The organism is Streptomyces pseudovenezuelae, from assembly GCF_029892565.1.
GTDB lineage: Bacteria > Actinomycetota > Actinomycetes > Streptomycetales > Streptomycetaceae > Streptomyces > Streptomyces pseudovenezuelae_A.
Genome location: NZ_JARXVH010000014.1, coordinates 180,779 through 204,645, shown reverse-complemented (window position 1 = coordinate 204,645; position 23,867 = coordinate 180,779). Strand labels below are relative to the sequence as shown.

At 69.0% G+C, this 23,867-nt stretch carries 22 protein-coding genes and 1 riboswitch; of the genes, 9 read left to right on the top strand and 13 right to left on the bottom strand.

All coding sequences use genetic code 11. The features are described 5' to 3' along the window. Positions 1–24 precede the first annotated feature (24 nt). Positions 25–153: riboswitch (cobalamin riboswitch) on the bottom strand. Between the two features lie 64 nt (positions 154–217). The 6 genes from M2283_RS36490 to M2283_RS36465 all read right to left on the bottom strand — a co-directional run bounded on the left by M2283_RS36490 (position 218) and on the right by M2283_RS36465 (position 6,077). Then, positions 218–724, bottom strand: a complete 507-nt coding sequence (locus M2283_RS36490; protein WP_280880772.1) for a GNAT family N-acetyltransferase — start codon at positions 722–724, stop codon at positions 218–220. Positions 725–794: 70 nt separating this feature from the next. Next, on the bottom strand, positions 795–2,423 hold the full coding sequence (gene mctP / locus M2283_RS36485) for a monocarboxylate uptake permease MctP (RefSeq protein WP_280880771.1): 1,629 nt from the start codon (positions 2,421–2,423) through the stop codon (positions 795–797). Beyond that, a complete protein-coding gene (locus M2283_RS36480; protein WP_280880770.1) occupies positions 2,420–2,674 on the bottom strand; it encodes a DUF3311 domain-containing protein in 255 nt (84 codons plus the stop codon). The genes mctP and M2283_RS36480 overlap by 4 nt, the downstream gene beginning before the upstream one ends. 183 nt (positions 2,675–2,857) lie before the next feature. Continuing rightward, the gene (locus M2283_RS36475; RefSeq protein WP_280880769.1) at positions 2,858–3,064 is read right to left on the bottom strand and encodes a YbdD/YjiX family protein; all 207 of its coding nucleotides are present in this window, start codon (positions 3,062–3,064) and stop codon (positions 2,858–2,860) included. Further along, positions 3,030–5,174, bottom strand: a complete 2,145-nt coding sequence (locus M2283_RS36470; protein ID WP_280880768.1) for a carbon starvation CstA family protein — start codon at positions 5,172–5,174, stop codon at positions 3,030–3,032. The genes M2283_RS36475 and M2283_RS36470 overlap by 35 nt, the downstream gene beginning before the upstream one ends. 138 nt (positions 5,175–5,312) lie before the next feature. Then, positions 5,313–6,077, bottom strand: coding sequence for a GntR family transcriptional regulator (locus tag M2283_RS36465; protein WP_280880767.1), 765 nt, complete (start codon positions 6,075–6,077; stop codon positions 5,313–5,315). Between the two features lie 321 nt (positions 6,078–6,398). Between M2283_RS36465 and M2283_RS36460 the strand changes: the two genes are divergently transcribed. From M2283_RS36460 to M2283_RS36445, 4 genes are all read left to right on the top strand, one after another. Then, on the top strand, positions 6,399–7,682 hold the full coding sequence (locus M2283_RS36460; protein ID WP_280880766.1) for an extracellular solute-binding protein: 1,284 nt from the start codon (positions 6,399–6,401) through the stop codon (positions 7,680–7,682). A gap of 74 nt (positions 7,683–7,756) precedes the next feature. Then, on the top strand, positions 7,757–8,743 hold the full coding sequence (locus M2283_RS36455; RefSeq protein ID WP_280880765.1) for a carbohydrate ABC transporter permease: 987 nt from the start codon (positions 7,757–7,759) through the stop codon (positions 8,741–8,743). Further along, positions 8,740–9,597 (top strand): carbohydrate ABC transporter permease, encoded by an 858-nt coding sequence (locus tag M2283_RS36450; protein WP_280880764.1) that lies wholly within the window; start codon positions 8,740–8,742, stop codon positions 9,595–9,597. Before M2283_RS36455 ends, M2283_RS36450 begins: the two co-directional genes overlap by 4 nt. Positions 9,598–9,606: 9 nt before the next feature. After that, positions 9,607–11,100 carry a glycoside hydrolase family 3 protein gene (locus tag M2283_RS36445; protein ID WP_280880763.1) on the top strand — a complete coding sequence of 498 codons (1,494 nt, stop codon included), beginning with the start codon at positions 9,607–9,609 and terminating at the stop codon, positions 11,098–11,100. A gap of 145 nt (positions 11,101–11,245) precedes the next feature. Here the strand turns inward: M2283_RS36445 and nagB are convergent, their stop codons facing one another. After that, on the bottom strand, positions 11,246–12,031 hold the full coding sequence (gene nagB, locus M2283_RS36440; protein ID WP_280880762.1) for a glucosamine-6-phosphate deaminase: 786 nt from the start codon (positions 12,029–12,031) through the stop codon (positions 11,246–11,248). 214 nt (positions 12,032–12,245) lie between these two features. On the opposite strand from nagB, the gene M2283_RS36435 reads away from it, so the two are divergent. Continuing rightward, a complete protein-coding gene (locus tag M2283_RS36435; RefSeq protein ID WP_280880761.1) occupies positions 12,246–13,316 on the top strand; it encodes an SIS domain-containing protein in 1,071 nt (356 codons plus the stop codon). Between the two features lie 395 nt (positions 13,317–13,711). Continuing rightward, positions 13,712–15,187: a sensor histidine kinase gene (locus M2283_RS36430; RefSeq protein ID WP_280880760.1), complete on the top strand. Its 1,476-nt coding sequence runs from the start codon at positions 13,712–13,714 to the stop codon at positions 15,185–15,187. A 174-nt stretch (positions 15,188–15,361) separates the two neighbouring features. On the opposite strand, the gene M2283_RS36425 is transcribed toward M2283_RS36430, so the two are convergent. Beyond that, entirely contained in the window at positions 15,362–15,619 is a 258-nt protein-coding gene (locus M2283_RS36425) for a WhiB family transcriptional regulator (protein ID WP_006142322.1), read from the bottom strand. 319 nt (positions 15,620–15,938) lie between these two features. After that, positions 15,939–16,907 carry a diacylglycerol/lipid kinase family protein gene (locus M2283_RS36420; protein ID WP_280880759.1) on the bottom strand — a complete coding sequence of 323 codons (969 nt, stop codon included), beginning with the start codon at positions 16,905–16,907 and terminating at the stop codon, positions 15,939–15,941. Positions 16,908–17,032: 125 nt separating this feature from the next. On the opposite strand from M2283_RS36420, the gene M2283_RS36415 reads away from it, so the two are divergent. Then, positions 17,033–17,482 (top strand): hypothetical protein, encoded by a 450-nt coding sequence (locus M2283_RS36415; protein ID WP_280880758.1) that lies wholly within the window; start codon positions 17,033–17,035, stop codon positions 17,480–17,482. 45 nt (positions 17,483–17,527) lie between these two features. Here M2283_RS36415 and M2283_RS36410 read toward each other — a convergent pair whose 3' ends face one another. The 3 genes from M2283_RS36410 to M2283_RS36400 form a co-directional block, all read right to left on the bottom strand. Next, entirely contained in the window at positions 17,528–18,688 is a 1,161-nt protein-coding gene (locus tag M2283_RS36410) for an RNA polymerase sigma factor SigF (protein ID WP_280880757.1), read from the bottom strand. Next, positions 18,685–19,098 (bottom strand): anti-sigma regulatory factor, encoded by a 414-nt coding sequence (locus M2283_RS36405; RefSeq protein ID WP_030784224.1) that lies wholly within the window; start codon positions 19,096–19,098, stop codon positions 18,685–18,687. The genes M2283_RS36410 and M2283_RS36405 overlap by 4 nt, the downstream gene beginning before the upstream one ends. A 261-nt stretch (positions 19,099–19,359) precedes the next feature. Beyond that, a complete protein-coding gene (locus M2283_RS36400; protein WP_280880756.1) occupies positions 19,360–19,620 on the bottom strand; it encodes a UBP-type zinc finger domain-containing protein in 261 nt (86 codons plus the stop codon). A 63-nt stretch (positions 19,621–19,683) separates the two neighbouring features. Between M2283_RS36400 and M2283_RS36395 the strand changes: the two genes are divergently transcribed. Beyond that, positions 19,684–21,279, top strand: coding sequence for a Na+/H+ antiporter (locus M2283_RS36395; protein WP_280880755.1), 1,596 nt, complete (start codon positions 19,684–19,686; stop codon positions 21,277–21,279). Here the strand turns inward: M2283_RS36395 and M2283_RS36390 are convergent. After that, positions 21,276–22,190: a 1-aminocyclopropane-1-carboxylate deaminase/D-cysteine desulfhydrase gene (locus tag M2283_RS36390; RefSeq protein ID WP_280880754.1), complete on the bottom strand. Its 915-nt coding sequence runs from the start codon at positions 22,188–22,190 to the stop codon at positions 21,276–21,278. The two genes, M2283_RS36395 and M2283_RS36390, sit on opposite strands and share 4 nt — an antisense overlap. A gap of 209 nt (positions 22,191–22,399) precedes the next feature. Between M2283_RS36390 and M2283_RS36385 the strand changes: the two genes are divergently transcribed. Beyond that, positions 22,400–23,806, top strand: coding sequence for a family 2B encapsulin nanocompartment shell protein (locus M2283_RS36385; protein WP_280880836.1), 1,407 nt, complete (start codon positions 22,400–22,402; stop codon positions 23,804–23,806). Positions 23,807–23,867: the final 61 nt, after the last annotated feature.

Here is a 23,867-nt window from a genome sequence, read left to right as displayed (position 1 = left end):
GGACGTCATGCACCCGGACCACGGCGGCCGGGCGCACTGTCGGCAGGTCCTCGGACTGACGCCCATACGTGTGCGAACACGCATGAGTACACCGTTGCGGGACAGTTCCGGATTCGCACCGGATTCCCCTGCGACGACAGCGAGCATGAGCATACATCTTGTGCTGGGTTGTAGTAGCACCCCTAGATGTTGTGTCGCGCGCCGGCTTCGGAGCGTGTCAGAACGTCAACTGATAGGTGAGCAGGACGAAGTCGCCGGCGTCCGGGATCGGGTTCCAGTCGCGCTCCGGGGCGCGTACGAAGCCCAGGCGTTCGTAGATGCGGTGGGCGGCGCGCATGATCGGCTGGGTCGACAGGACGATGCCGGTGCAGCCGTCGGTGGCCCTCGCCCGGTCGACACAGGCGCGGACGAGCGCCTCTCCGGCACCTCGGCCGCGGGCCGCCCGGTCGACGGCGAGCATCCGGATCTCGGCCTCGGCGGCGGTGGCCCGCTCGGCCATGTGGACACCGGAGGTGACGAAGGTGACCCCGCCGAGCAGCCGGTCCCCGTCGACGGCGACCAGGACGTCGGCGACGGCAGCCCGCTTGGCCACGTCTCTGAGTTCGCCGAGGTACCAGTCGCTCTCGCCGAAGGTCAGGAGGTCGTCCTGGAGGTAGGCCTGTGCGGTGATCTCGCCCAGGGGCTCGTATTCGGCGCGTCGTGCCGCTCGGATCGCGATGTCCATGCGGGTGAGTGTGCCCGACGGGCACGGCCACGGGCCGCCGGATTTCTCCGACGGCCCGTGGCACACGCGCCTAGTGAGAGGTCCCCGCCGTGGCCGGCGGAAGCTCCACCTCGACGCCCGGGTCGCCCGCGTCCGCCGTGTAGTCCTCCGGCCGCGTCTCGTCCACGCCGTCCGGGGCCTTGAGGGCCTTGAGGACGAAGGTCAGGACGACGGTCACCACCACGTTCAGTACGAACGCCGTCAGGCCGATGTAGCCGATCTCACCGATGCCGGGGATCTCCTTGGACGAGCCGCCGAAGTGCTTCTGGGTCGGGGAGGCGACGCCGTACGCGGCGGCGGTGCCGTAGATCATGCCGACCGCCCAGCCGGCGAGCAGGGCCCAGCGGTGGAACCAGCGGGTGAACAGGCCGCCGACCAGGGCCGGGAAGGTCTGCAGGATCCAAATGCCGCCGAGCAGCTGGAAGTTGATCGCCACCGTCTTGTCCATCGTCAGGACGAAGACCAGCGCGCCGACCTTCACCAGGAGGGACACCAGCTTGGAGACCTTGGTCTCCTGTGCCGGTGTGGCGTCCGGCTTGATGAAGTCCTTGTAGATGTTGCGGGTGAAGAGGTTCGCGGCCGCGATGGACATGATGGCCGCGGGCACCAGCGCGCCGATGCCGATCGCCGCGAAGGCCACGCCCGCGAACCAGTCCGGGAACATGTCCTCGAACAGCTGCGGGATCGCCAACTGCCCGTTGCTGACCTTCACTCCGGCCGCGATCGCCATGAAGCCGAGCAGCGCCAGCAGGCCGAGCATCAGTGAATACAGCGGCAGGATCGTGGTGTTGCGGCGGATCACCTCACGGCTCTTGGAGGAGAGCGTCGCGGTGATCGAGTGCGGGTACATGAAGAGCGCCAGCGCGGAGCCCAACGCGAGTGTGGCGTACGTCCATTGACCCGCCTCGGCCGGTACGAGGGCGCCGCGTGGGGCGCCGGTCGCCGGGTTGGTCTGCGCGAACGCCTCGCCGGCCTTGGCGAAGATGTCGTCGAAGCCGCCCAGCTTGATCGGGATGTAGATGATCGCCACCGCGATGACGATGTAGATCAGCGTGTCCTTCACGAACGCGATCAGCGCGGGCGCGCGCAGCCCCGAGGAGTAGGTGTACGCCGCCAGCACGCCGAAGGCGATGAGCAGCGGGAGGTCCTTCACGAACCAGTTGGTGTCCTCGCCGCCGCCGACGCCCATCACGTCCAGGACCGCCTGGATGCCGACGAGTTGGAGCGCGATGTACGGCATCGTCGCCAGGATGCCGGTGACCGCCACCGCCAGCGACAGCCCCTTCGAGCCGAACCGGCCGCGCACGAAGTCGGACGTCGTCACATAGCCGTGCTTGTGGGAGACCGACCAGAGGCGGGGCAGGAAGGTGAAGATCAGCGGATAGACGAGGATTGTGTAGGGCACCGCGAAGAAGCCCGCCGCGCCGGCCGCGTAGATCGCCGCCGGGACCGCCACGAAGGTATACGCCGTGTAGAGGTCGCCGCCGAGCAGGAACCAGGTGATCCAGGTGCCGAACGACCGTCCGCCCAGGCCCCATTCATCGAGGCTGGCCTCGTTCTCGGCCCGGCGCCAGCGGGCCGCCAGGAAGCCGACGACCGTGACGGCCAGGAAGAAGAAGATGAAGACGGCGAGCGCTACGCCGTTCACGCCGTCGTTCACTTCGCGGCACCCCCCGTGCGGGCGCGCTGGTCACGCTGCCACAGCTTGTACGCGGTCATCGTCAGCACGGTGGAGATCAGCACCCACAGCATCTGGTACCAGTAGAAGAACGGGATGCCGATGAAGTCCGGGTCGGTCTTGGCGTAGGAGCCGACCCAGAGCATCGCCACGAAGGGGGCGATCAGACAGAGGGCGATCACCACGCGGACCGGTGTCACCACCGGCGGTTTCACTTCGGGTACATCTGACATTCCGCGGCTCCGTCCCCTCACCTGTCACCAGGGATCGCCTGTGATCACCTGGGTAACGCGCAGGCAATCTAGGTCACGGTGTCACGGATGCGGAAGACCTCGTCCGCATATCGGTATGTCGATTCTGTGAAAGCCCGACAGATGGCCCAACGGAGGGTCCGCGGGAGGTCCACGAGAGGCCCCTCAGCAGCAGCGGAAGCCCTGCCGCGGATCCGCCTCCTGACGGTCCGTACGCATCCGCTCGAACTCGCGTCGGGACGGCACCGCCGCGTCCGGATGGTCCTTGCGTACGTGCGTGACGTACCGGTCGTAGGCCGACTCGTCGGTCAGCTCACGCACGTACCAGCGCACCCCTTTAATCGCCCGGCGCAGCAGTACCGACGGCCGCACGGCGTTCCTCCTCCTTCTCGGTCCGGGTCGGGAACAGGCCGGCCGGTGCGGTGAGCTTGGACTCGACGTACGGCGACTCGCTCAGCGTGGACAGGGCCGGGCGGCGGACGTGGCGGATGCAGACGCGGGCCGCGTCGGCGATCACGACGACGATCAGGACCGCGAGGACGGCGGTGAGCACGCCGTCCACCGTGGAGTTGGTGACCACGGTGTGCATGTCGTCCATGGTCTTGGCGGGCGGCAGCACCTTGCCGGAGTCGATGGCGTTCTGGAAGACCTGGCGCTGCTTGAAGAAGCCGACCCGCGGATCGCTGGAGAAGACTTTCTGCCAGCTCGCCGTGAGGGTGACCGTGGCGTCCCAGGCGAGCGGGATCCCGGTGATCCAGGCCCACTTGAGGCGGCCGGACTTCACCAGCAGGGTCGTGCAGACGGCGAGGGCGACCGCGGCGAGGAGCTGGTTGGAGATGCCGAAGATCGGGAAGAGCTGGTTGATCCCGCCGAGGGGTTCGTGGACGCCGACCCACAGGAAGTAGCCCCACAGCGCGCACACGATCGCGCTGGTGATGGCCAGGCCCGGCTTCCAACTCACGTTCTTGAACGGCCTGAAGACGTTGCCGAGCATGTCCTGGAGCATGAACCGGCCGACCCGGGTGCCGGCGTCGAGCGCGGTCAGGATGAACAGCGCCTCGAACATGATCGCGAAGTGGTACCAGAAGGCCCGCAGGCTCCCGCCGGTGACCTTGGAGAAGATCTCCGAGACGCCGACGGCCAGGGTGGGCGCGCCGCCGGTGCGGGAGAGCAGGCTCGACTCCTCGACCCGCTGCGCCGCCTGGGCAAGGGCGCCCGGCGAGATCTGGTAGCCCCAACTGCCCACCACCTGCGAGGCGTTCTGCACGGTGGTGCCGATGACACCGGCCGGCGCGTTCATCGCGAAGTACAGACCGGGGTCGATGATGCTCGCCGCGAGCAGCGCCATGATCGCGACCGAGGACTCCATCAGCATGGAGCCGTAGCCGATCATCCGGACCTGCGTCTCCTTCTGGATCATCTTCGGCGTCGTACCGCTCGAAATCAGCGCGTGGAAGCCGGACAGCGCCCCGCAGGCGATGGTGATGAAGACGAAGGGGAAGAGCGAGCCGGCGAAGACCGGGCCGTTGCCGTGCTTGGCGAAGTCGGTGACCGCGTCCATCTTCAGCGTCGGCAGGGCGATGACGACCCCGAGGGCGAGCAGCGCGATGGTGCCGATCTTCATGAAGGTGGAGAGGTAGTCGCGGGGCGCGAGCAGCATCCAGACCGGCAGGATCGAGGCGACGAAGCCGTACGCCACCAGCCAGACCACCAGCGTGGAGGGCGCGAGGGTGAAGGCGGCGGCCCACGAGGACTCGGCGACCCAGCGGCCCGCGACCAGGGCGAGCAGCAGCAGGGCCACGCCGATCAGCGAGACCTCGGCGATCCGGCCGGGGCGCAGGACCCGCAGGTAGAAGCCCATGAGCAGGGCGATGGGGATGGTCATCCCGATGGAGAAGGTGCCCCACGGGGAGGCGGCGAGCGCGTTGACGATGACCAGGGCCAGCACGCCGAGCAGGATGATCATGATGGCGAAGGCGGCGATCAGGGCCGCCGCGCCGCCGAAGGGGCCGATCTCCTCGCGGGCCATCTGCCCCAGCGACCTGCCGTCGCGGCGGGTGGAGAAGAACAGCACCACCATGTCCTGGACGGCTCCGGCGAAGACCACCCCCGCGATGATCCAGATCGTGCCCGGCAGATAGCCCATCTGCGCGGCCAGGACCGGCCCGACCAGCGGTCCCGCGCCGGCGATCGCGGCGAAGTGGTGGCCGAGCAGGACGCGGCGGTCGGTGGGGTGGAAGTCGATGCCGTTGTCGAGGCGTTCGGCCGGGGTGGCCCGGGTCCCGTCGACCCTGAGCACCTTCCGCGCGATGAACTTCGCGTAGAAGCGGTAGGCGATGGCGTAGGTGCCGAGGGCGGCGGCGACCATCCAGGCGGCCGAGACGTCCTCGCCCCGGGAGAGCGCGAGCACGGACCAGCCCGTCGCACCGATCAGCGCGACAAGGGTCCAGACGACGATGCTGCGGACGTTCGCGGTACGCACTGGGATGTCCTCCCGTCCATGCGGCGACGGGAGGAACGTAGAGCAGGAAAGGGAGTTGCGCTACACCGCGTGCACCACGCGGTGTGCGCTATCCCAAGTCGCGACCGGCTCAGTGCCGCGAATCGCCCGGCGTCCGGTTCAGTCCTGCGGGCGCTTGAGGCGGGCCACGAACTTGTAGCGGTCGCCGCGGTACACCGACCGCACCCACTCCACCGGCTGTTCGTCCCGGTCCAGGGAGTGGCGGGAGAGCATCAGCATCGGCAGGCCGACGTCGGTGCCGAGCAGGCCGGCCTCGCGCGGGGTGGCCAGCGAGGTCTCGATGGTCTCCTCGGCCTCGGCCAGGTGGACGTCGTAGACCTCGGCCAACGCCGTATAGAGGGACGTGTACTTGACCAGTGACCTGCGCAGGGCGGGGAAGCGCTTGGCGCTGAGGTGGGTGGTCTCGATGGCCATCGGCTCGGCGTTGGCCATGCGCAGCCGCTCGATGCGCAGCACCCGGCCGCCGGTGGTGATGTCGAGCAGGTCGGCGAGCCGGTCGTCGGCGGTGATGTAGCCGATGTCCAGGAGCTGCGAGGTGGGTTCGAGGCCCTGGGCGCGCATGTCCTCGGTGTACGAGGTGAGTTGGAGCGCCTGCGAGACCTTGGGCTTGGCGACGAACGTGCCCTTGCCCTGGATCCGCTCCAGGCGCCCCTCGACCACCAGTTCCTGCAGCGCCTGGCGGACGGTGGTGCGCGAGGTGTCGAACTCGGCCGCGAGGGTCCGCTCGGGCGGCACCGGCGTACCGGGCGTCTGCGTCTCCGTCATGTCGAGCAGGTGTTTCTTCAGGCGGTAGTACTTGGGCACGCGCGCGGTACGGACGGTCGCCCCACCCTCGTTCTCCGCACTGCTGACGTCGGTGCTCATGCTCTGCCTTCCCGGCTCAGGATGCGGCTCATTTCGTGATCCCCTCTGTATACCGTCGCCACCTGTTTTGGTCTAGTCCACAGAGCCAAGTGGTCTAGCGGAGGAACATACTCCGGCCTCAGTGTTTTCGCTGCCTTCTTACTTAAAGGTTCCTGCATATGTAGGTCCCATAACGGCTGGTCAGGGCGGTTTCGAGCACCCTTGACAGGGCATCTGGTCTGGTCCAAGCTCCCGGTACTGGTCTACACCACTGGTCCAGGTCCCGGCCTAACGCGATGCGGGGAGGCCAGGGGGGTTTGTGGCATCCCTGAGGAGGGTGGCGTGAAGCGCAAGCTGATAGCCGCGATCGGTATCGCGGGAATGATGGTCTCCATCGCGGCATGCGGGGACAGCGACGACAACAGCAAGGGCTCGGGCAGCGCGGACGTCAAGGCGCTGACGGTCTGGCTCACGGTCGACGCGCAGAACAACTGGCCCGAGTTGGTGAAGGCCGCCGACGCCGCCATCGTGAAGAAGCACCCCGGCATCAAGATCAAGCACGAGTACTACGGCTGGCCGGACAAGAACACCAAGCTCGACGCCGTCCTGGCCACCGACAAGGTGCCGGACGTGGTCGAGATGGGCAACACCGAGATGCTGTCCTACATGGTCAAGGGCGCCTTCGCGCCCGTGGACGCGGCGAAGTTCGACAACTCCTCCGCGTGGCTGGACGGCCTCAAGGCCTCGGTGACGTACGACGGCAAGACCTACGGCGTGCCGTACTACGCGGGTGGACGCGTCGGCAACTGGCGCAAGGACCTGTTCGCCTCGGTGGGCGTCAAGGCCGCGCCGAAGACGTACGCCGAACTCACCTCCGCGCTGGACAAGGTGCAGAAGGAGGAGGGCGACAAGTTCTCCGCCTGGTACCAGCCCACGCGTGACTGGTACGCGGCCATGTCCTACGTCTACGACGCCGGCGGCTCCATCGCCACGGAGGACGGCGGCCAGTGGAAGGCCAACCTCTCCTCGCCGGAGTCCGTCAAGGGCCTGACCGAGTTCAAGAACGTCATCGACAAGTACATGCACGGTGACAAGACCAAGGACGAGTCCGACCGTTACATCGTCTACGGCCAGGGCAAGTCCGGCATGATCTTCGGCGCCGCCTGGGAGGGCGCGACCGCCGCCGACCCGAAGAACGACAAGACCGGCAAGCTCAAGGACAACCTCGAGAACTTCGTGATGCCCGGTCCGTCCGGCAAGAACATGCCGGTCTTCCTGGGCGGCTCCGACCTCGCCGTCCCGGTGAAGTCGAAGGCCCAGGGCGTCGCCGCCGAGTGGATCAACGCGTTCACCGGCACCACCGGCCAGAAGGGCCTGATCGCCAAGGGCAACCTGCCCAACAACAAGACCGATCTCGCCCCCCTGAAGTCCGACCCCGCCACCGAGGTCCCGGCCACCGCGGCCGAGTCCAGCTGGTTCGTGCCCATGGCGCCCGGCTGGGGCCAGGTCGAGAAGGCCCAGGTCCTGCAGACCATGCTGCAGAGCATCGGTACCGGCAAGAAGTCGGTCGAGGACGCCGCGAAGGAAGCGGACGCCGCGATCGACAAGGTCATCAACACCAAGTGACCTGAGAGCAGGGCCTTGCCTGGGGGCGAGGCCCTGCTCCTCGTACGACCTGAGGGACCGCTGAGGAGCGCGCGATGAGTGCCGCAGACACGACCACCCCCGCCAAGGTGCCGACCCCGCGCCAGGCACCGCCACCGGACGTTCCGGACCGGCCGAGGAGAGAGCGGACGGGCGGCGGAGCCGGGACCCCGTGGCTGCTGCTCGCGCCCTGCCTGCTGATCCTCGTGCTGGTCATGGGCTATCCGCTGGTCCGCCTGGTCACGCTGTCGTTCCAGAAGTTCGGGCAGTCCCAGCTGTGGGGCTTCCAGCCGGCCGAGTCGGTCGGGTTCGACAACTTCACCAACGTGCTGGGCGACAGCGAGTTCTGGCAGGTCGTCATCCGCACGGTGGTCTTCGCGGCCGGCTGCGTGATCTTCACGATGGTCGCCGGCATGCTGATCGCGCTGCTGCTGCAGAAGGTCTCCGGCTGGGTGAAGACCCTCGTCAACATCGCCCTGGTGGCCAGCTGGGGCATGCCGATCATCGTCGCCACCACGGTCTTCAAGTGGCTGTTCGACGCCGACTACGGCGTCCTGAACGCGGTGCTCAGCAAGCTGCCCGGGGTCGACCTGATCGGCCACAACTGGTTCGCCAGCGGACCGCAGGGCCTGGCCGTGATCATGCTCCTCGTGGTGTGGGGCGCGGTGCCGTTCGTGGTCATCACGCTCAGCGCGGGTCTGACCCAGGTCCCCAAGGAGCTGGAGGAGGCCGCCCGGCTCGACGGCTCGGGCGCGTTCAGCGTCTTCCGCTACGTCACGCTGCCGATCCTCAAGCCGATCATCGTGATGCTCACGACCCTGTCGGTCATCTGGGACATGGGTGTCTTCCCGCAGGTCTTCGTGATGCGCAACGGCCACCCCGAGCAGGAGTTCCAGATCCTGACCACCTACTCCTACGACCGTGCCTTCGTCGTCAACGACTACGGGCAGGGCTCGGCGATCGCCCTGATCACCGTGATGCTGCTGCTGGGCGTGGTCGCCGTCTACATGCGTCAGATGCTCAAGATCGGAGAGGTCGAATGAGCGCCATCGCTTCCATGGGCCGCCGCCGCAACCGGCAGGGCCGGTCGAAGGCAGGCTGGAACATCCTCGGCCTCCTGGTCTTCCTCGTCGCGGGCTTCCCCGTCTACTGGATGATCAACACGGCGTTCAAGCCGGCCAAGGACGCCATCGACCCGGACCCGAGCCTGCTGCCCACCGGCGTGACCCTGTCCAACTTCGACCGCGCGCTGGAGATCGCCGACTTCTGGGGCCCGGTCGGCCGCAGCCTCATCGTCTCCCTGACGGTCGTCGTGATCGGCATCGTCGTCGGCCTGCTCGCCGCGCTCGCCATCTCCCGGTTCGCCTTCCGCGGCCGCAAGATCGTGATCGTGGGCATCCTCGCGGTGCAGATGGTCCCGCTCGTCGCCATGATCATCCCGGTCTTCCTGCTGCTGAACGACCTGGGTCAGTACGACAAGCTCTCCGGCCTGATCCTCACCTACCTGACCTTCATCCTCCCCTTCACGGTGTGGACGCTGCGCGGCTTCATCGTCAACATCCCCAAGGAGCTGGAGGAGGCCGCGATGGTCGACGGCTGCTCCCGCACCGGCGCCTTCGTCCGCGTCGTCTTCCCCCTCCTCGCCCCCGGCCTGGTCGCCACCTCGGTCTACGGCTTCATCCAGGCATGGAACGAGTACCTCTACGCCCTGATGCTGCTCAGCCAGGAGAAGCAGACGGCGACCGTCTGGCTCGGCAACTTCACCACGAAGCACGGCACCGAATACGCGCCGATGATGGCCGGCGCCACCATGATGGCCGTGCCGATCGTGGTCCTCTTCCTCCTCGTTCAGCGCAAGATGGCCGCGGGTCTGACCGCTGGCGCCGTGAAGGGATAACGCCACCCGATGACGACTCTCGCCCGCGGCGCGGACATCCTGACGCGCGACGCCCTGACCGTCCTGCAGCCCGGCTTCACCGGCACCACCGCGCCCGACTGGGTGCTGCGCCGGCTCGGCGAAGGGCTCGCCTCCGTCGGCCTGTTCGGCCGCAACATCGCCACCCCCGAGCAGGTCACCGCGCTGACCGCCCAGTTGCGCGCCGAACGCGACGACGTGCTCGTGGCGATCGACGAGGAGGGCGGCGACGTCACCCGCCTCGAAGTGCGCACCGGCTCCTCCTACCCCGGCAACCTCGCGCTCGGCGCGGTGGACGACGTCACGCTGACCCGGGAGGTGGCCCACGACATGGGCCGCCGCCTCGCGGCCTGCGGGGTCAACCTCGACTGGGCCCCCTCGGCCGACGTCAACTCCAATCCGTCCAACCCGGTGATCGGCGTACGCTCCTTCGGCGCCGACACCGCCCTGGTCGCAAGGCACACCGCCGCCTACGTCACCGGCCTCCAGGCCGCGGGCGTCGCCGCCTGCACCAAGCACTTCCCGGGCCACGGCGACACGGCCGTCGACTCCCACCACGCGATGCCGCTGGTGGACGTGTCGGCGGAGGTACTGGCGGACCGCGACCTCTCCCCGTTCCGCGCCGCGATCGCCGCGGGTTCGCGAGCGGTGATGAGCGCCCACATCCTGGTCCCGGCCCTGGACCCGGACCGCCCGGCCACCCTCTCGCGCCGCATCCTGACCGATCTGCTGCGCACCGAACTCGGCTACACCGGCCTGATCGTCACCGACGGCATGGAGATGCAGGCCATCGCCGCCACGTACGGCATCGAACGCGGCAGCGTCCTGGCCATCGCCGCAGGCGCCGACGCGATCTGCGTGGGCGGCGGCCTCAGCGACGAGGAGACGGTGAGCCGCCTGTGCGACGCCCTGGTCGCGGCCGTACGCGCCGGCGAACTCCCCGAGGAACGCCTGGCGGACGCGGCGGAACGGGTCCGCGAGCTGGCCCACTGGACGGCGACGACGGCCACCACAGAGCCGTACGCCTCCGACACCGAAGAGGTGGGCCTACGAGCCGCCCGACGAGCGGTACGGGTCACCGCCGCTGCGGACACCGCGTTCGTCCCCCTCACCGAGGCGCCCTACGTGGCCCTCCTCACCCCGGTCCCGAACATCGCGGTCGGCGACCACACACCCTGGGGCGTAGCCGCGGAACTGTCCCGCCTGCTCCCCGGCACAGAAACAGACAGCTACTCCGGCGAGAACGCGGGCGCGGCGATCCTGACCGCGGCAGGCCCCCGCCGCATCGTCGCCGTGGTCCGAGACGAACACCGCCACGCCTGGATGTCATCAACCCTCGACACCCTCATCGCCGCCCGCCCCGACACGATCGTCGTCGAAATGGGCGTGCCCATGTCCCCGCCCCGAGGCGCCCTCCACATCGCCACGCACGGCGCGGCGAGGGTCTGCGGTGCGGCGGCGGCGGAGATCATCGCCGGGGCGTAGCTCCTACGGCAGACGGGCGCCGGCTCCTTCGGAAGGAGTCGACGCCCGTCTCGTCGTTTTCATTTAGAGGCGCGAGGAACTGCGCGACCAGCCACAGACAACCCGCACTCCGCACTCAACAGAACCAGGCAGACGAATCCGCGCCTTAAATCCCCTGCCACGCAGGCTTGTTGACGAACGTATGCCGAAAGTAATCCGCCAACTTCAACTTGGAAGCGGCCCCTTCGTCGACGACAACCGTGGCATGCCGGTGGAACTGCAACGCCGACGCGGGGCAAACGGCAGCAACCGGCCCCTCCACAGTCGCGGCAACCGCATCGGCCTTACCCTCACCGGTCGCGAGCAGCACCAAATGCCGCGCCTCAAGAATCGTGCCGATCCCCTGAGTGATGACGTGATGCGGCACCTGATCGATGTCGCCGTCAAAGAACCGCGCGTTGTCCACCCGAGTCTGCTCGGTCAGCGTCTTGATCCGCGTACGCGAAGCAAGCGAGGAACAAGGCTCGTTGAACCCGATATGCCCATCGGTCCCGATCCCGAGCACCTGCAGATCAACCCCGCCGGCCTCGGACAGCGCCCGGTCGTACGCCTCGCAAGCCCCCTGCACATCGGCAGCCGTACCGTCCGGCCCCATGAACGCGTCCATCCCGATCCCGAGCGGCTCCAGCACCTCGCGCCGCAGCACAGAGCGGTACGACTCCGGATGCTCGGCCGGCAGCCCCACGTACTCGTCGAGCTGAGCGACCCGCGCCCGAGAGGCATCCACGGCACCGGAACGCACCCGGGCCGCCAGCGCCTCGTAGATGGGCAACGGCGTCGAGCCGGTGGCCACGCCGAGCAGGGCGTCCGGCTTGCGCCGCAGCAGCTGTGCCATGGCCTCGGCGATGAGCTCGCCGCCCGACTTGGCGTCCGGAACGATGACAACTTCCACGCGGGGCCTGCCGATCTGAAAGAGAGGGGACTCAACCGGTACCTGGAAGGGCTGTGTGGTTTAGACCAATCTAACAGAGGAGGACCACCCCGGCCCAGGTGAACCGACGGCACCCGCATTCCACCCGGAGGACAGGCATCATTCGCCGTGGGGGAGTGAAATGAACCCCACTCGCACACGGCCCCGCCGCACACCGCCCCGCCCGGAGGACCCCATGACCGCCACCCCACCGGACCCCCATCGCGACCTCCCGGGCCGGATCATGGCCCGCGAGATGGCCGAGCAGCCCGCCGTGCTGCGCCGCATCGTCGCCGAGGGCGCCCCCGGCATCCGGCAGGTGGCCCGGGAGATCGCCGCCCGCAACCCCCGCTTCGTACTCCTCACCGCCCGCGGCACCTCCGACAACGCCGCCCTCTACGCCAAGTACCTCCTGGAGATCCGCCTCGGCCTGCCCTGCGGACTCACCTCGATGTCCACGACCACGGCCTACGGCGCCCGGCCCGACCTCACCGACGTCCTGGTCGTCACCGTCAGCCAGTCCGGCGGCTCCCCGGACCTGGTGGCCTCGACCCGCGCAGCCCGCGAGGCCGGCGCGATCACGCTCGCCGTCACCAACAACCCCGACTCACCGCTGGCCGGAGTGTCCGAGTACCACATCGACATCCTGGCCGGACCGGAGAAGGCCCTCCCCGCCACCAAGACGTACACGGCCTCCCTCCTGGCGCTCTACCTCTTCGTCGAGGGCCTGCGCGACGGCGACGGCGCCCCCGCACAGGTGCTCCCCGACCTCGCCGGGCAACTCCTCGCCCGGCAGGACGAGATCCGTGCCCTCGCCGGCCGTTACCGCTTCGCCGAGCGCATGGTCATCACCTCGCGCGGCTACGGCTACCCCACGGCCAAGGAGGCGGCCCTCAAGCTGATGGAGACCAGCTACATCCCCGCCCTCTCCTACTCCGGCGCCGACCTCCTGCACGGCCCCCTCGCCATGGTCGACAACGTCTCCCCGGTCATCGCCGTCGTCACCGACGGCAAGGGCGGCGAGGCCCTCCAGCCCGTCCTGGACCGGCTGCGCGGACGCGGCGCCGACCTCGTCGTCATCGGACCCAAGAGCCAGGTCGAGCAGGCCTCGGCCGGCTTCGTGCTGCCCACCGAGGGCGTGGCCGAGGAGGTCCAGCCCATCCTGGAGATCCTCCCGCTCCAGCTCCTGGCCTACGAGGTCACCATCGCCCGTGGCCAGGACCCGGACGCGCCCCGCGCCCTGGCGAAGGTGACGGAGACCCGCTGAGATCGCTCTCACCAACCACCCCCGCACAGGAACCCCCACGGGTTAGGCTGCCTGTCGGAGAAATAACAACAATCAACAGCCTTCAACGCATGGACACGCATAGTGGTCTAGTCCACAATTGAAGCGTTGCGAGCAGTACCAGTGCCAGCAGTACCAAGAGACTTCCGCCTTCCCCGCACAGGAAGGCGGACCGAGGAACCGGAGCTCTCTGCCCTGACTGCCCCGGGTCCTCATCCTTCGGCCGACCGGGGTCGCACACCCCACGGCCGTTGTTGCTCCGGGCTGCGGTGCCGGGAGGGCTGAGGGTCCCTCCCAGGCGCCGCGGCCCGCGGGTGTTTTCGGGCCGCGGTGACCGGTTCCGGGCCCTGTCCGTACCGCCAGGTACGCTCGCACCCGTGCCCTCCATGAACGAACTGGTCCGCCAGCACACCGCCCTCGACGACTCCGACCTCGAGTGGCTCCATCTGCTGGTCTCGGAGTGGCAGCTGCTCTCCGACCTCTCCTTCGCCGACCTGGTCCTGTGGGTGCCCACCCGCGACGGCACGCGCTATGTCTCCGTCGCCCAGATGCGCCCCAACACCGGCCCCACCTCCTACCACGACGACATGGTCGGCCACCTCGTCCCGCGCGGCCGCCGCCCCATGCTGGACGCGGCCCTGGACGAGGGCCGGATCGTGCGCGAGGGCGACCCCGAGTGGCGCGAGGAGGTCCCGGTCCGGGTCGAGTCGATTCCGGTACGACGGGAGGGACGCGTCCTCGGTGTCATCGCCCGCAACACCAACCTGCTGACCGTGCGCACCCCGAGCCGCCTGGAGCTGACGTATCTCCAGAGCGCCTCGGACCTCGCGCAGATGATCGCGGCCGGCTCCTTCCCGTTCGCGAACCAGCAGATGGACATGGACGCCGCGCCCCGCGTCGGCGACGGTCTGATCCGCCTCGACGGCGACGGCATCGTCCAGTACGCCTCACCGAACGCGCTGTCGGCGTACCACCGCATGGGCCTCGCCTCCGACCTGGTCGGCCAGCACCTGGGCCGGACCACCGCCGAACTCGCCCCGACCCGGGGGCCGGTGGACGAGGCGCTCGCCAAGGTGGCCAGCGGCTGGGCGCCGCGCGAGTTCGAGATCGAGGCCCGCGACGGGGTCATCCAGTTCCGCGCCATCCCGCTCAAACCCAAGGGCACCCGCATCGGTTCGCTGGTCCTGCTCCGTGACGTCACCGAACTGCGCCGCCGTGAGCGGGAGTTGATCACCAAAGACGCGACCATCCGGGAGATCCACCACCGGGTGAAGAACAACCTCCAGACGGTCGCCGCCCTGCTGCGCCTGCAGGCCCGGCGCATCGAGTCGGACCGCGGCCGGGAAGCCCTCGAAGAGGCGGTACGGCGGGTCGGTTCGATCGCGATCGTGCACGAGACGCTCTCCCAGAACCTGGACGAGCGCGTGGAGTTCGACGAGATCGCCGACCGCGTCCTGGCGATGGTCGCCGAGATCTCGCCGGGCAAGGTCGCCGGCCGGCGCAGTGGCCGCTTCGGCATCCTGGACGCCGAGGTCGCCACCCCGCTGTCGATGGTCCTGACCGAGATCCTGCAGAACGCCCTCGAACACGGCTTCCGCGAGGGCGACACGGGCACGGTCGAGGTGTCGGCCGTCCGCGGCGGCACCAGCAAGGAGGCCCGCCTCCTGGTCACGGTCCAGGACGACGGAGTCGGCCTGCCCGAGGGCTTCGACCCGCACACCGACGGCAACCTGGGCCTGCAGATCGTACGGACCCTGGTGGAGGGCGAGTTGGGCGGCACGTTCGACATGGTCCCGGCCCCGGAGCGGGGGACCCGGGTGATCCTGGACGTGCCGGTGGAAGCGGACAAGTAGTCAACTCCCGGGACAGCAAAGGGCCCCGGACCTTGAGTGGTCCGGGGCCAGTGCTCGTTGCTGCTCGTTCGCAAAGCGTAAGCGCATCGGGGGTACTGCGCGCTGCGGCTCGGGGGCGGGAGATGCGTACTCGCTGTACGCGCCGCCAAGCTCAGGCTTGTGGGGCGGGTGTTGTCAGGCGGAGGCCTGACGGGCCCGGTTGCGGGCGGCGCGGCGCTTCATGGCGCGACGCTCGTCCTCGCTGAGACCACCCCAGACGCCGGAGTCCTGACCGGACTCGAGCGCCCACTGCAGACACTGATCCATAACGGGGCAGCGACGGCAGACGGCCTTGGCTTCCTCGATCTGCAGCAGCGCAGGACCGGTGTTGCCGATGGGGAAGAAGAGCTCGGGGTCTTCCTCGCGGCAAACGGCGTTGTGACGCCAGTCCATGGCTGCTACCTCTCCTTGGTATTACGTGCGGGTTGCTTGTGAATGTGAACGCTTTCACGAATCCCTCAACAAGTGAAGGGCCGAACGCCAGGTTCGCTGGCGGGGTCCTGTGGATTGAAGAGGGGTTCCGGTGATCCGTGGAGGCCGGTGTTGCGGGCCGTCTCGATCGCCACGTAGAGACTCGCAAACCTCAGCGGCGGATACAACCCCTTCTGGAAAGTTTTTTTTGATTCCTCGGTGTCGACTAGGTCACAGCCGTACTTCCATGGGGTGGACCCTGGCCTAAACGTTCGAGTGAAAGGACTTTCGCCCCTTCTGCTCACACAATCACACGCAGTGCACGGCGTACGCCTGTGAACGTCACGCTCGTGCGCAGTCCGAGGTGGTCGCCGTCCATCTGAAGGGGCAGCGGGACCTTCGAATGCAAGGTGAACTGGTCCAGGTCGTGCAGGGTCACGGCGTGCTTACCGTGGGCTCCGCGTTCGGGGGACGAAGTGAGCAATTGTGTGGCGTACCGGGCGGCGGAGACCGTGGACATGCGGCTGAGACCGAGTACGTCGAGCCCGGTATCGAACGAGGCCTTAGGCGTTGCGTACACCGGACGATTACCCAGATACGTCCAGGGTGAGGTATTGCAGATTATGGACGCCACCAGATCGGTCACCGGTTCGGCGTCGGGCCGCTCCAGCGTGATCGTGCCGTGCCGGCGGTTGGGTTCCTGAAGGAACTGGCGTGCGACCTGGCGCAGGTAAAGGGCGTGCGTGGATTTCTTTCCCCGCTCGCGCTGTTGCTCGACCCGGCCGACCACGCCCGCATCGAAACCGAGCCCCGCGCAGAAGGTGAACCAGCGGGAGGGCACCGCTTCGTCCTCGGTGCCCGGGGTGCCGGCGGCGAGGCCCATGCCGACCGTCCGCTCACTGCCCTCGCGCAGGGCGTCCAGCAGCGCGCCCGTCGCCTCGACGGCGTCGTTGGGCAGACCCAGGGCGCGGGCGAAGACATTGGTGGAGCCGCCCGGGACCACGGCGAGACGGGGAAGACCGTTGGGATTGGGCCCGGCGTGCAGCAGGCCGTTGACCACCTCGTTGACCGTGCCGTCGCCGCCGAGGGCGACCACCAGGTCGATGTCCTCGCTGTCCGCCGCCTGCCGGCCGAGATCGCGCGCGTGGCCGCGGTACTCGGTGGTGACCGCTTCCAGCTTCATCTCGCTCGCGAGTGCATGGATCAGGACATCGCGCGTACGTGCGCTTGTGGTGGTTGCCGCCGGATTGACCACGAGAAGTGCACGCATGAGTTGCAGCGTACCTACTGGGTGGTACTCGGCACAGGTCGAGTAGGGATCGGGTAAGAGCGGAGGACGTGAGCCTCACCACGGCCCGCTCCGGCCGGCGTCGACCCCGGGACTACCCTTCAGGGGTGACCAGTGAGCAGACTCCCACCACTTCGGACAGCACCGACCCGCGCCCGCGCCGCCTGACGTACGCCGCCGCGCTCGCCGGGCTGGAGGGAATCGCGTTGGCCGCCGGGGGCCTGTGGATGCTGGTGGAAGGTCTGACCGGCGACCCCGACGACCGGGGTTCCGCGGTCACCGGCGGCATCACCCTGGTCGTCCTCGCGCTGCTGCCGCTGCTCGCCGCACGCGGGCTGCTGCTCCGCCGGGGCTGGAGCCGGGGCCCCGCCGTCATCACCCAGATCATGGCGCTGCCGGTCGCCTACACCCTGCTCCAGGCCGACAGCGTGGCCATCCCGGCCGGGATCGCGCTCGCCGTCGTGGCCGTAGCGGCGCTGGTCCTGCTGATCAATCCGGAGACCACCCGGGCCCTCGGGATCCGGGGGCCCGGCGGCGTGCAGGGCGACCAGAAGTAGCCCCTGAGCGGGACGACCGGAAGTCGCCCCTGCTCCGGCTCGCCCCTACTCCTCGACGAGGAGCTTCTCCCGCAGCTGCGCCAGCGTGCGCGCCAGCAGCCGGGAGACGTGCATCTGCGAGATGCCGACCTCCTGGGCGATCTGCGACTGCGTCATGTTCCCGAAGAACCGCAGCAGCAGGATCCGCTTCTCGCGCGGCGGCAGGTCCTCCAGCAACGGCTTGAGGGACTCGCGGTACTCGACGCCCTCCAGGGCCTCGTCCTCCGAGCCCAGGGTGTCCGCGACGGCCGGGGACTCGTCGTCGGTGTCGGGGACGTCCAGGGACAGCGTGGAGTACGCGTTGGCGGACTCCAGGCCCTCCAGGACCTCTTCCTCCGAGATGCCCAGCTTCTCGGCCAGCTCGTGAACCGTGGGGGAGCGGCCGTGCAGCTGCGAGAGCTCCGCGGTCGCCGTGGTCAGCGAGAGGCGCAGCTCCTGGAGCCTGCGCGGGACGCGGACCGCCCAGCCCTTGTCGCGGAAGTGCCGCTTGATCTCGCCGACGACCGTAGGGGTCGCGTACGTCGAGAACTCGACGCCGCGCTCCGGGTCGAAGCGGTCGACCGACTTGATCAGGCCGATGGTGGCGACCTGGGTGAGGTCGTCCAGCGGCTCGCCGCGGTTGCGGAAGCGGCGGGCGAGGTGCTCGACGAGCGGCAGGTGCATGCGGACCAGCCGGTTGCGCAGCTCCGCGTACTCGACGCTGCCGTCCTTCAGCGTGCGCAGCTCGATGAAGAGCAGGCGCGCCCCGCTGCGGTCCTGTGGGTCGTGCCGCGTGGCCTGCTGGACGCTGGGAGCGCCCTGTTGGACGCTCGGCGTGGCCTGCGGGACGCTCGGTGCGCCCTGCCCGTCGGCCTCGGAGTTTCGCTCGTGCTCGCTCATCGTCCCGCCCGTTGTCCTTCTCCGAGCGCCGGCCGCCGGACGGAGCGGGGGGATCCCGATCCGTCCGTCCACGGGCGCGCTCTGCGCGGCAACTTCCCGATCCCGCAGCCCGTCGTCCGGGAGGACGGTCTCCGAGGAGTCCTCCTCCGGATGCGGCCGGGCCTGCTCGGGGATGCCGGCCATACCGTCGATGCCGTCACCAATGCGTCGGGACCCGCCTGTGCCCTCGGCCGGCAGCTCCCGTGTGCCGCGCTCTTCGTCACGCACCGGCCCGTCCCCTGTCCTCACGCCGGCCCGGGTCCCGCGCCGCGCTGTTTGTAGAGGCTGATCGAAACGGTTTTGTCGTCGTCCACGGCGGAGGAGACCTTGCCTGCCAGGGCGGACAGGACGGTCCAGGCGAAGGTGTCCCGCGCCGGGGCGTGACCGTCCGTGGTCGGCGCCGAGACGGTCACCTCCAACGAGTCGTCGACAAGCCGGAAGACACAACTGAGCACCGAGCCGGGCACGGCCTGCTGGAGCAGGATCGCGCAGGCCTCGTCCACGGCGATGCGCAGGTCCTCGATCTCGTCGAGGGTGAAGTCCAAACGGGCCGCGAGGCCGGCCGTGGCCGTACGCAGCACCGACAGGTAGGCACCCGCAGCCGGCAGCCGGACTTCCACGAAGTCCTGGGTCGCGGGCTCGCCTGCGATCTGGGACACCCTCACCTCCAAGGTGGTACAAGCATTTCAGGGCCGAGGGTCGCCCCCCGGGGTAACGCGACGTGTGCTTCAGCGGTGACGCTATCGCGCTCTGAACTTTCCTGTCCCCAGGACCCCAACCCCTTGCTGTCACTCATAGTAAACCTTCGGATACGCTCCGTGGCTAGGGGGTCGGCGGGCCCAATTGGGAAGAGCGCGCGCCGGGTTGACGTACCCAGACGTCAGACCGTCGAACCGTCGGTGAAGCGGAGTCGTGCCGAGTCACACGAGGACATGGTCCACGAAGCACCAACGCCAGTTCTCACCGGGTTCGAAGGTCCGCATGATCGGATGACCGGAATCCTTGTGGTGCTCTGTCGCGTGCCGTCCCGGAGACGAGTCGCAGCAGCCGACATGGCCGCAGGTGAGGCACAGCCGAAGCTGGACCGGGTGCGTACCGTCCCGTAGGCACTCGGGGCAGGTCTCATTGAGCGGTCCGGGTTGCGGGTGCGGCAGCGCGTCGGCATGCGTGCACTGTTTCATGATTGCCAGATTACGACGGCTGTGCGGATGACCGCGCGGAAAACCAGAGGGCGGGCGAGGACGATGGACGTGATGCCACTGCTGTTGCTGGTGGCGGGCAGCGCCGCGGTGGCCGCTGCGGCGCGGCGCACACCGGTGCCGGCGCCGCTGCTGCTGGTCGCGGCCGGGCTGGTGGTCTCCTACGTCCCGGGAGTGCCGGGGTACACCCTCGATCCTGACGTAGTACTGCCGCTCGTACTCCCGCCGCTGCTCTACACCTCGGCCACCGACAGCTCCTACCTCGACCTGCGCGCCCAACTGCGGCCGGTCGCGCTGCTGTCGGTCGGGTACGTGCTCTTCGCGACCGTGGTGGTCGGCTGGGCCGCCTACCAGATCGTGCCGGGGCTGCCGCTGACCGCGGCGCTGGTGCTGGGCGCGGTGGTGGCCCCGCCGGACGCGGTCGCGGCCACGGCGGTCGCGCGCCGGGTCGGACTGCCCTCCCGGGTCACCACGATCCTGCAGGGCGAGTCCCTGGTGAACGACGCCACCGCGATCACCGCCTACCGGGTCGCGGTCGCCGCCGCGGTCGGCGAGGGCGCGACCTGGGCCGGCGGGATCGGCGAGTTCCTGCTGGCCGCGGTCGGCGGTGTCGGAATCGGCCTGATCCTCATGGTGCCGATCCACTGGCTGCGCACCCACCTCAAGGAGGCGCTGCTCCAGAACACGCTCTCCCTGCTGATCCCGTTCGTCGCCTACGCCGCCGCCGAGCAGGTGCACGCCTCCGGTGTCCTGGCGGTCGTCGTCGTGGCCCTCTATCTCGGACACCGCTCCTGGGAGGTCGACTTCGCGACCCGCCTCCAGGAGGAGGCCGTCTGGAAGATGGTGGCATTCGTCCTGGAATCAGCGGTGTTCGCCCTGATCGGACTGCAACTGCCCGTCGTCCTCAAGGGCCTTGGCGCCTACGAGGGTGGCCGGGCCGCCTGGTACGCGATCGCCGTCTTCCTCGTGGTCGTCGCCTCCCGCTTCATCTGGGTCTACCCGGCGACCTTCCTGCCCCGGATCTTCTCGGCCAGAATCCGCGGACGCGAGGAGAACCCCACCTGGAAGGCGCCGTTCGTCATCGGCTGGGCCGGCATGCGGGGCGTGGTCTCACTCGCGATCGCCTTCTCGATCCCGGAGCACATGCACAACGGCGAGCCCTTCCCCGGCCGCAACCTGATCCTCTTCCTGACCTTCACGACGGTCATCGGCACCCTCGTCTTCCAGGGCGTCACCCTGCCTCCGCTGATCCGCCTCCTGAAGCTCCCCGGCCGCGACGTCCAGGCCCAGACCCTCGCCGAGGCCAACGCCCAGGCGCAGGCCTCGCGCGTCGCCGAACAGCGCCTGAACGAACTCCTCGCCGACGGGAGCAACGCCCTCCCGCCGCCCCTCGCGGACCGCCTCCGCGACGTCCTGGAGCGCCGCCGCAACGCGGTCTGGGAACGCCTCGGCCAGGTCAACCCCACCACCGGCGAATCCGTCGACGACACCTACCGCCGCCTGTCCCGCGAGATGATCAGCGCCGAACGCGCGATGTTCGTGAGACTGCGCGACGGCCGCTACATCGACGACGAGATGCTGCGGACGTTGCTGCGGCGGCTGGACCTTGAGGAGGCGGCGGCTTATCGGGAGGCGGCCTAGGCGGGCACGGCCGAGGGAAAGGGCCGCCCGGTGACGACCGCCGCCACCGTCGCCCCGCGCGGGAACGCGCCTTCCCCGGCGAGGGTGACAAGTCCGTACAGCAACTTGGCGACATACACCCGCTCGACAGCCACCCCGTGCCGCTCCTCGAAGTCCCGCGCGAAGGCATCGAGTTCGGGGGAAGTGCGGGCGTAGCCGCCGAAGTGGAAGCGGTCGTCGAGGGTCCAGTCGCCGCGGGGGCCGCCGAAGGCCGCGTGTTGCAGGGACCGTATGTCGGCGCCCAGGAAGCCGCCTTTGAGGACCGGGATGCCCAGGGCGCGTTGGCCGGGGGCGAGGCCGGCCGCCAGGCCCGCCAGGGTGCCGCCGGTGCCGCAGGGGAGGGCGATGACGTCCGCGTGGCCCCGTAGCTCCTCGCCCAGGGCCCGGCAGCCGCGTACTGCCTCGGCGTTGCTGCCGCCCTCCGGGATGACGTAGGCGTTCGACGCGCCGGCCTCGTGCAGCACGCGCGCGAGGGTGTCGGGTTCGGTCTTGTGGCGGTACGTCGATCTGTCGACGAAGTGCAGTCGCATGCCGTCGGCCGTGCAGCGGGCGAGCGAGGGGTTGAGGGGGCGGTCGGACAGTTCCTGGCCGCGGACCACGCCGATCGTCCGCAGGCCCAGCAGGCGGCCCGCGGCGGCCGTCGCTCGGAGGTGGTTGGAGTACGCGCCGCCGAAGGTGACGACGGTGCGGCCGGCCGCGGCGGTGAGATTCGGGGCGAGTTTGCGCCACTTGTTGCCGATCAGCTCCGGGTGGATCAGGTCGTCCCGTTTGAGGAGGAGACGGACACCGTGACGCGCGAACCGCTCGTCGGCCGGCTCCTGCAAGGGGGAGGGCAGCCGGGGGTGCAGAGCGGTGAGGTCGGGGCCGGTCACCGGACCATTGTCCGGGGCACGACGCGATCTCCGCTCGTCCGGTGTTCGAGGCGGCTCGACAAAGCGTCCGCCTCTGCCCAGCCCCTGGTGATCCATTCCCGCTCTTTCGTGTAATAGCACCGGCACGCTCTGTGATGGAAGGGTTGCCCGTGCACATCGATGCTCCGGTGCTGATCGGCGCCGGTGCAGACCGGGAGGGCAATTCTCATATGTCGGTAGGCGAAGAGGTCCGTACGGAGCAGGGCAAGCCGCAGCAGAGTCTCGGCACGGCTGCCGCGCGGAACCTGGCCACCACGACCAAGTCCGCGCCGCAGATGCAGGAGATCAGCTCGCGCTGGCTGCTGCGCACGCTGCCGTGGGTGAACGTCCAAGGCGGTACGTACCGGGTGAACCGGCGACTGAGTTACGCCGTGGGGGACGGGCGTGTCACATTCGTGAAGACCGGTGACCGGGTCGAGGTCATTCCCGCGGAGTTGGGCGAACTGCCGGTACTGCGCTCCTACGAGGACGAGGAGGTGCTCGCCGAACTCGCCCAGCGCTGCCGGCAGCGGGAGGTCGCGGCGGGCGAGGTGATCGCCGAGTTCGGCAGCCCGACCGACGAGGTCTACCTGTTGGCACACGGCAGGGTCGAGAAGATCGGCCAGGGCCCTTACGGCGACGACGCGGTCCTCGGTGTGCTCGCCGACGGCGCCTACTTCGGTGAGGCGGCGCTGCTGGGTCCGGACGCCATCTGGGAGTGCACGGCCCGCGCGGTCACCGCCTGCACGGTGCTGACCCTGACCCGCTCGGACGTCGAGATGGTCGCCGAGCGCTCGGACTCCCTGCGTGAGCACCTCCAGCACGCGCGCGCGATCCCGGAGCAGCGCACCAACAAGTTCGGCGAGAAGGAGGTCGACCTCGCGGCCGGCCACTCCGGCGAGCCGGACATCCCGCACACCTTCGTCGACTACGACGCCCGGCCGCGCGAGTACGAACTGAGCATCGCGCAGACCGTCCTGCGCATCCACTCGCGCGTGGCCGACCTCTACAACCAGCCGATGAACCAGACCGAGCAGCAGTTGCGGCTGACGGTCGAGGCCCTGAAGGAGCGCCAGGAGCACGAGCTGGTCAACAACCGCGAGTTCGGGCTGCTCAACAACTGCGAGTACGACCAGCGGCTCCAGCCGCACGACGGCGTGCCCGGCCCCGACGACCTGGACGAGCTGCTCACCCGGCGCCGCGGCACCAAGCTGCTGCTCGCCCACCCGCGCGCGATCTCCGCGTTCGGCCGCGAGCTGAACAAGCGCGGACTGGTCCCGGAGACCATCGAGGTGGCCGGAAACCGCATCCCGACCTGGCGCGGTGTGCCGATCTACCCGTGCAACAAGATCCCGGTCAGCGAGGCCCGTACGACCTCGATCATCGCGATGCGCACCGGCGAGGCCGAACAGGGCGTGATCGGTCTGCAGCAGGCGGGCATCCCGGACGAGATCGAGCCGAGCCTGTCCGTGCGCTTCATGGGCATCAACGAGCAGGCGATCATCAACTACCTGGTGACGGCGTACTACTCGGCCGCGGTCCTGGTGCCGGACGCGCTCGGCGTTCTGGAGAACGTCGAGATCGGCCGGTGGAGGTGACGTTTCTGCACCTCCGAGCCGTGTCTCCGCCGGTCGGAGAGGGTAGATCTCGGTCGTACGC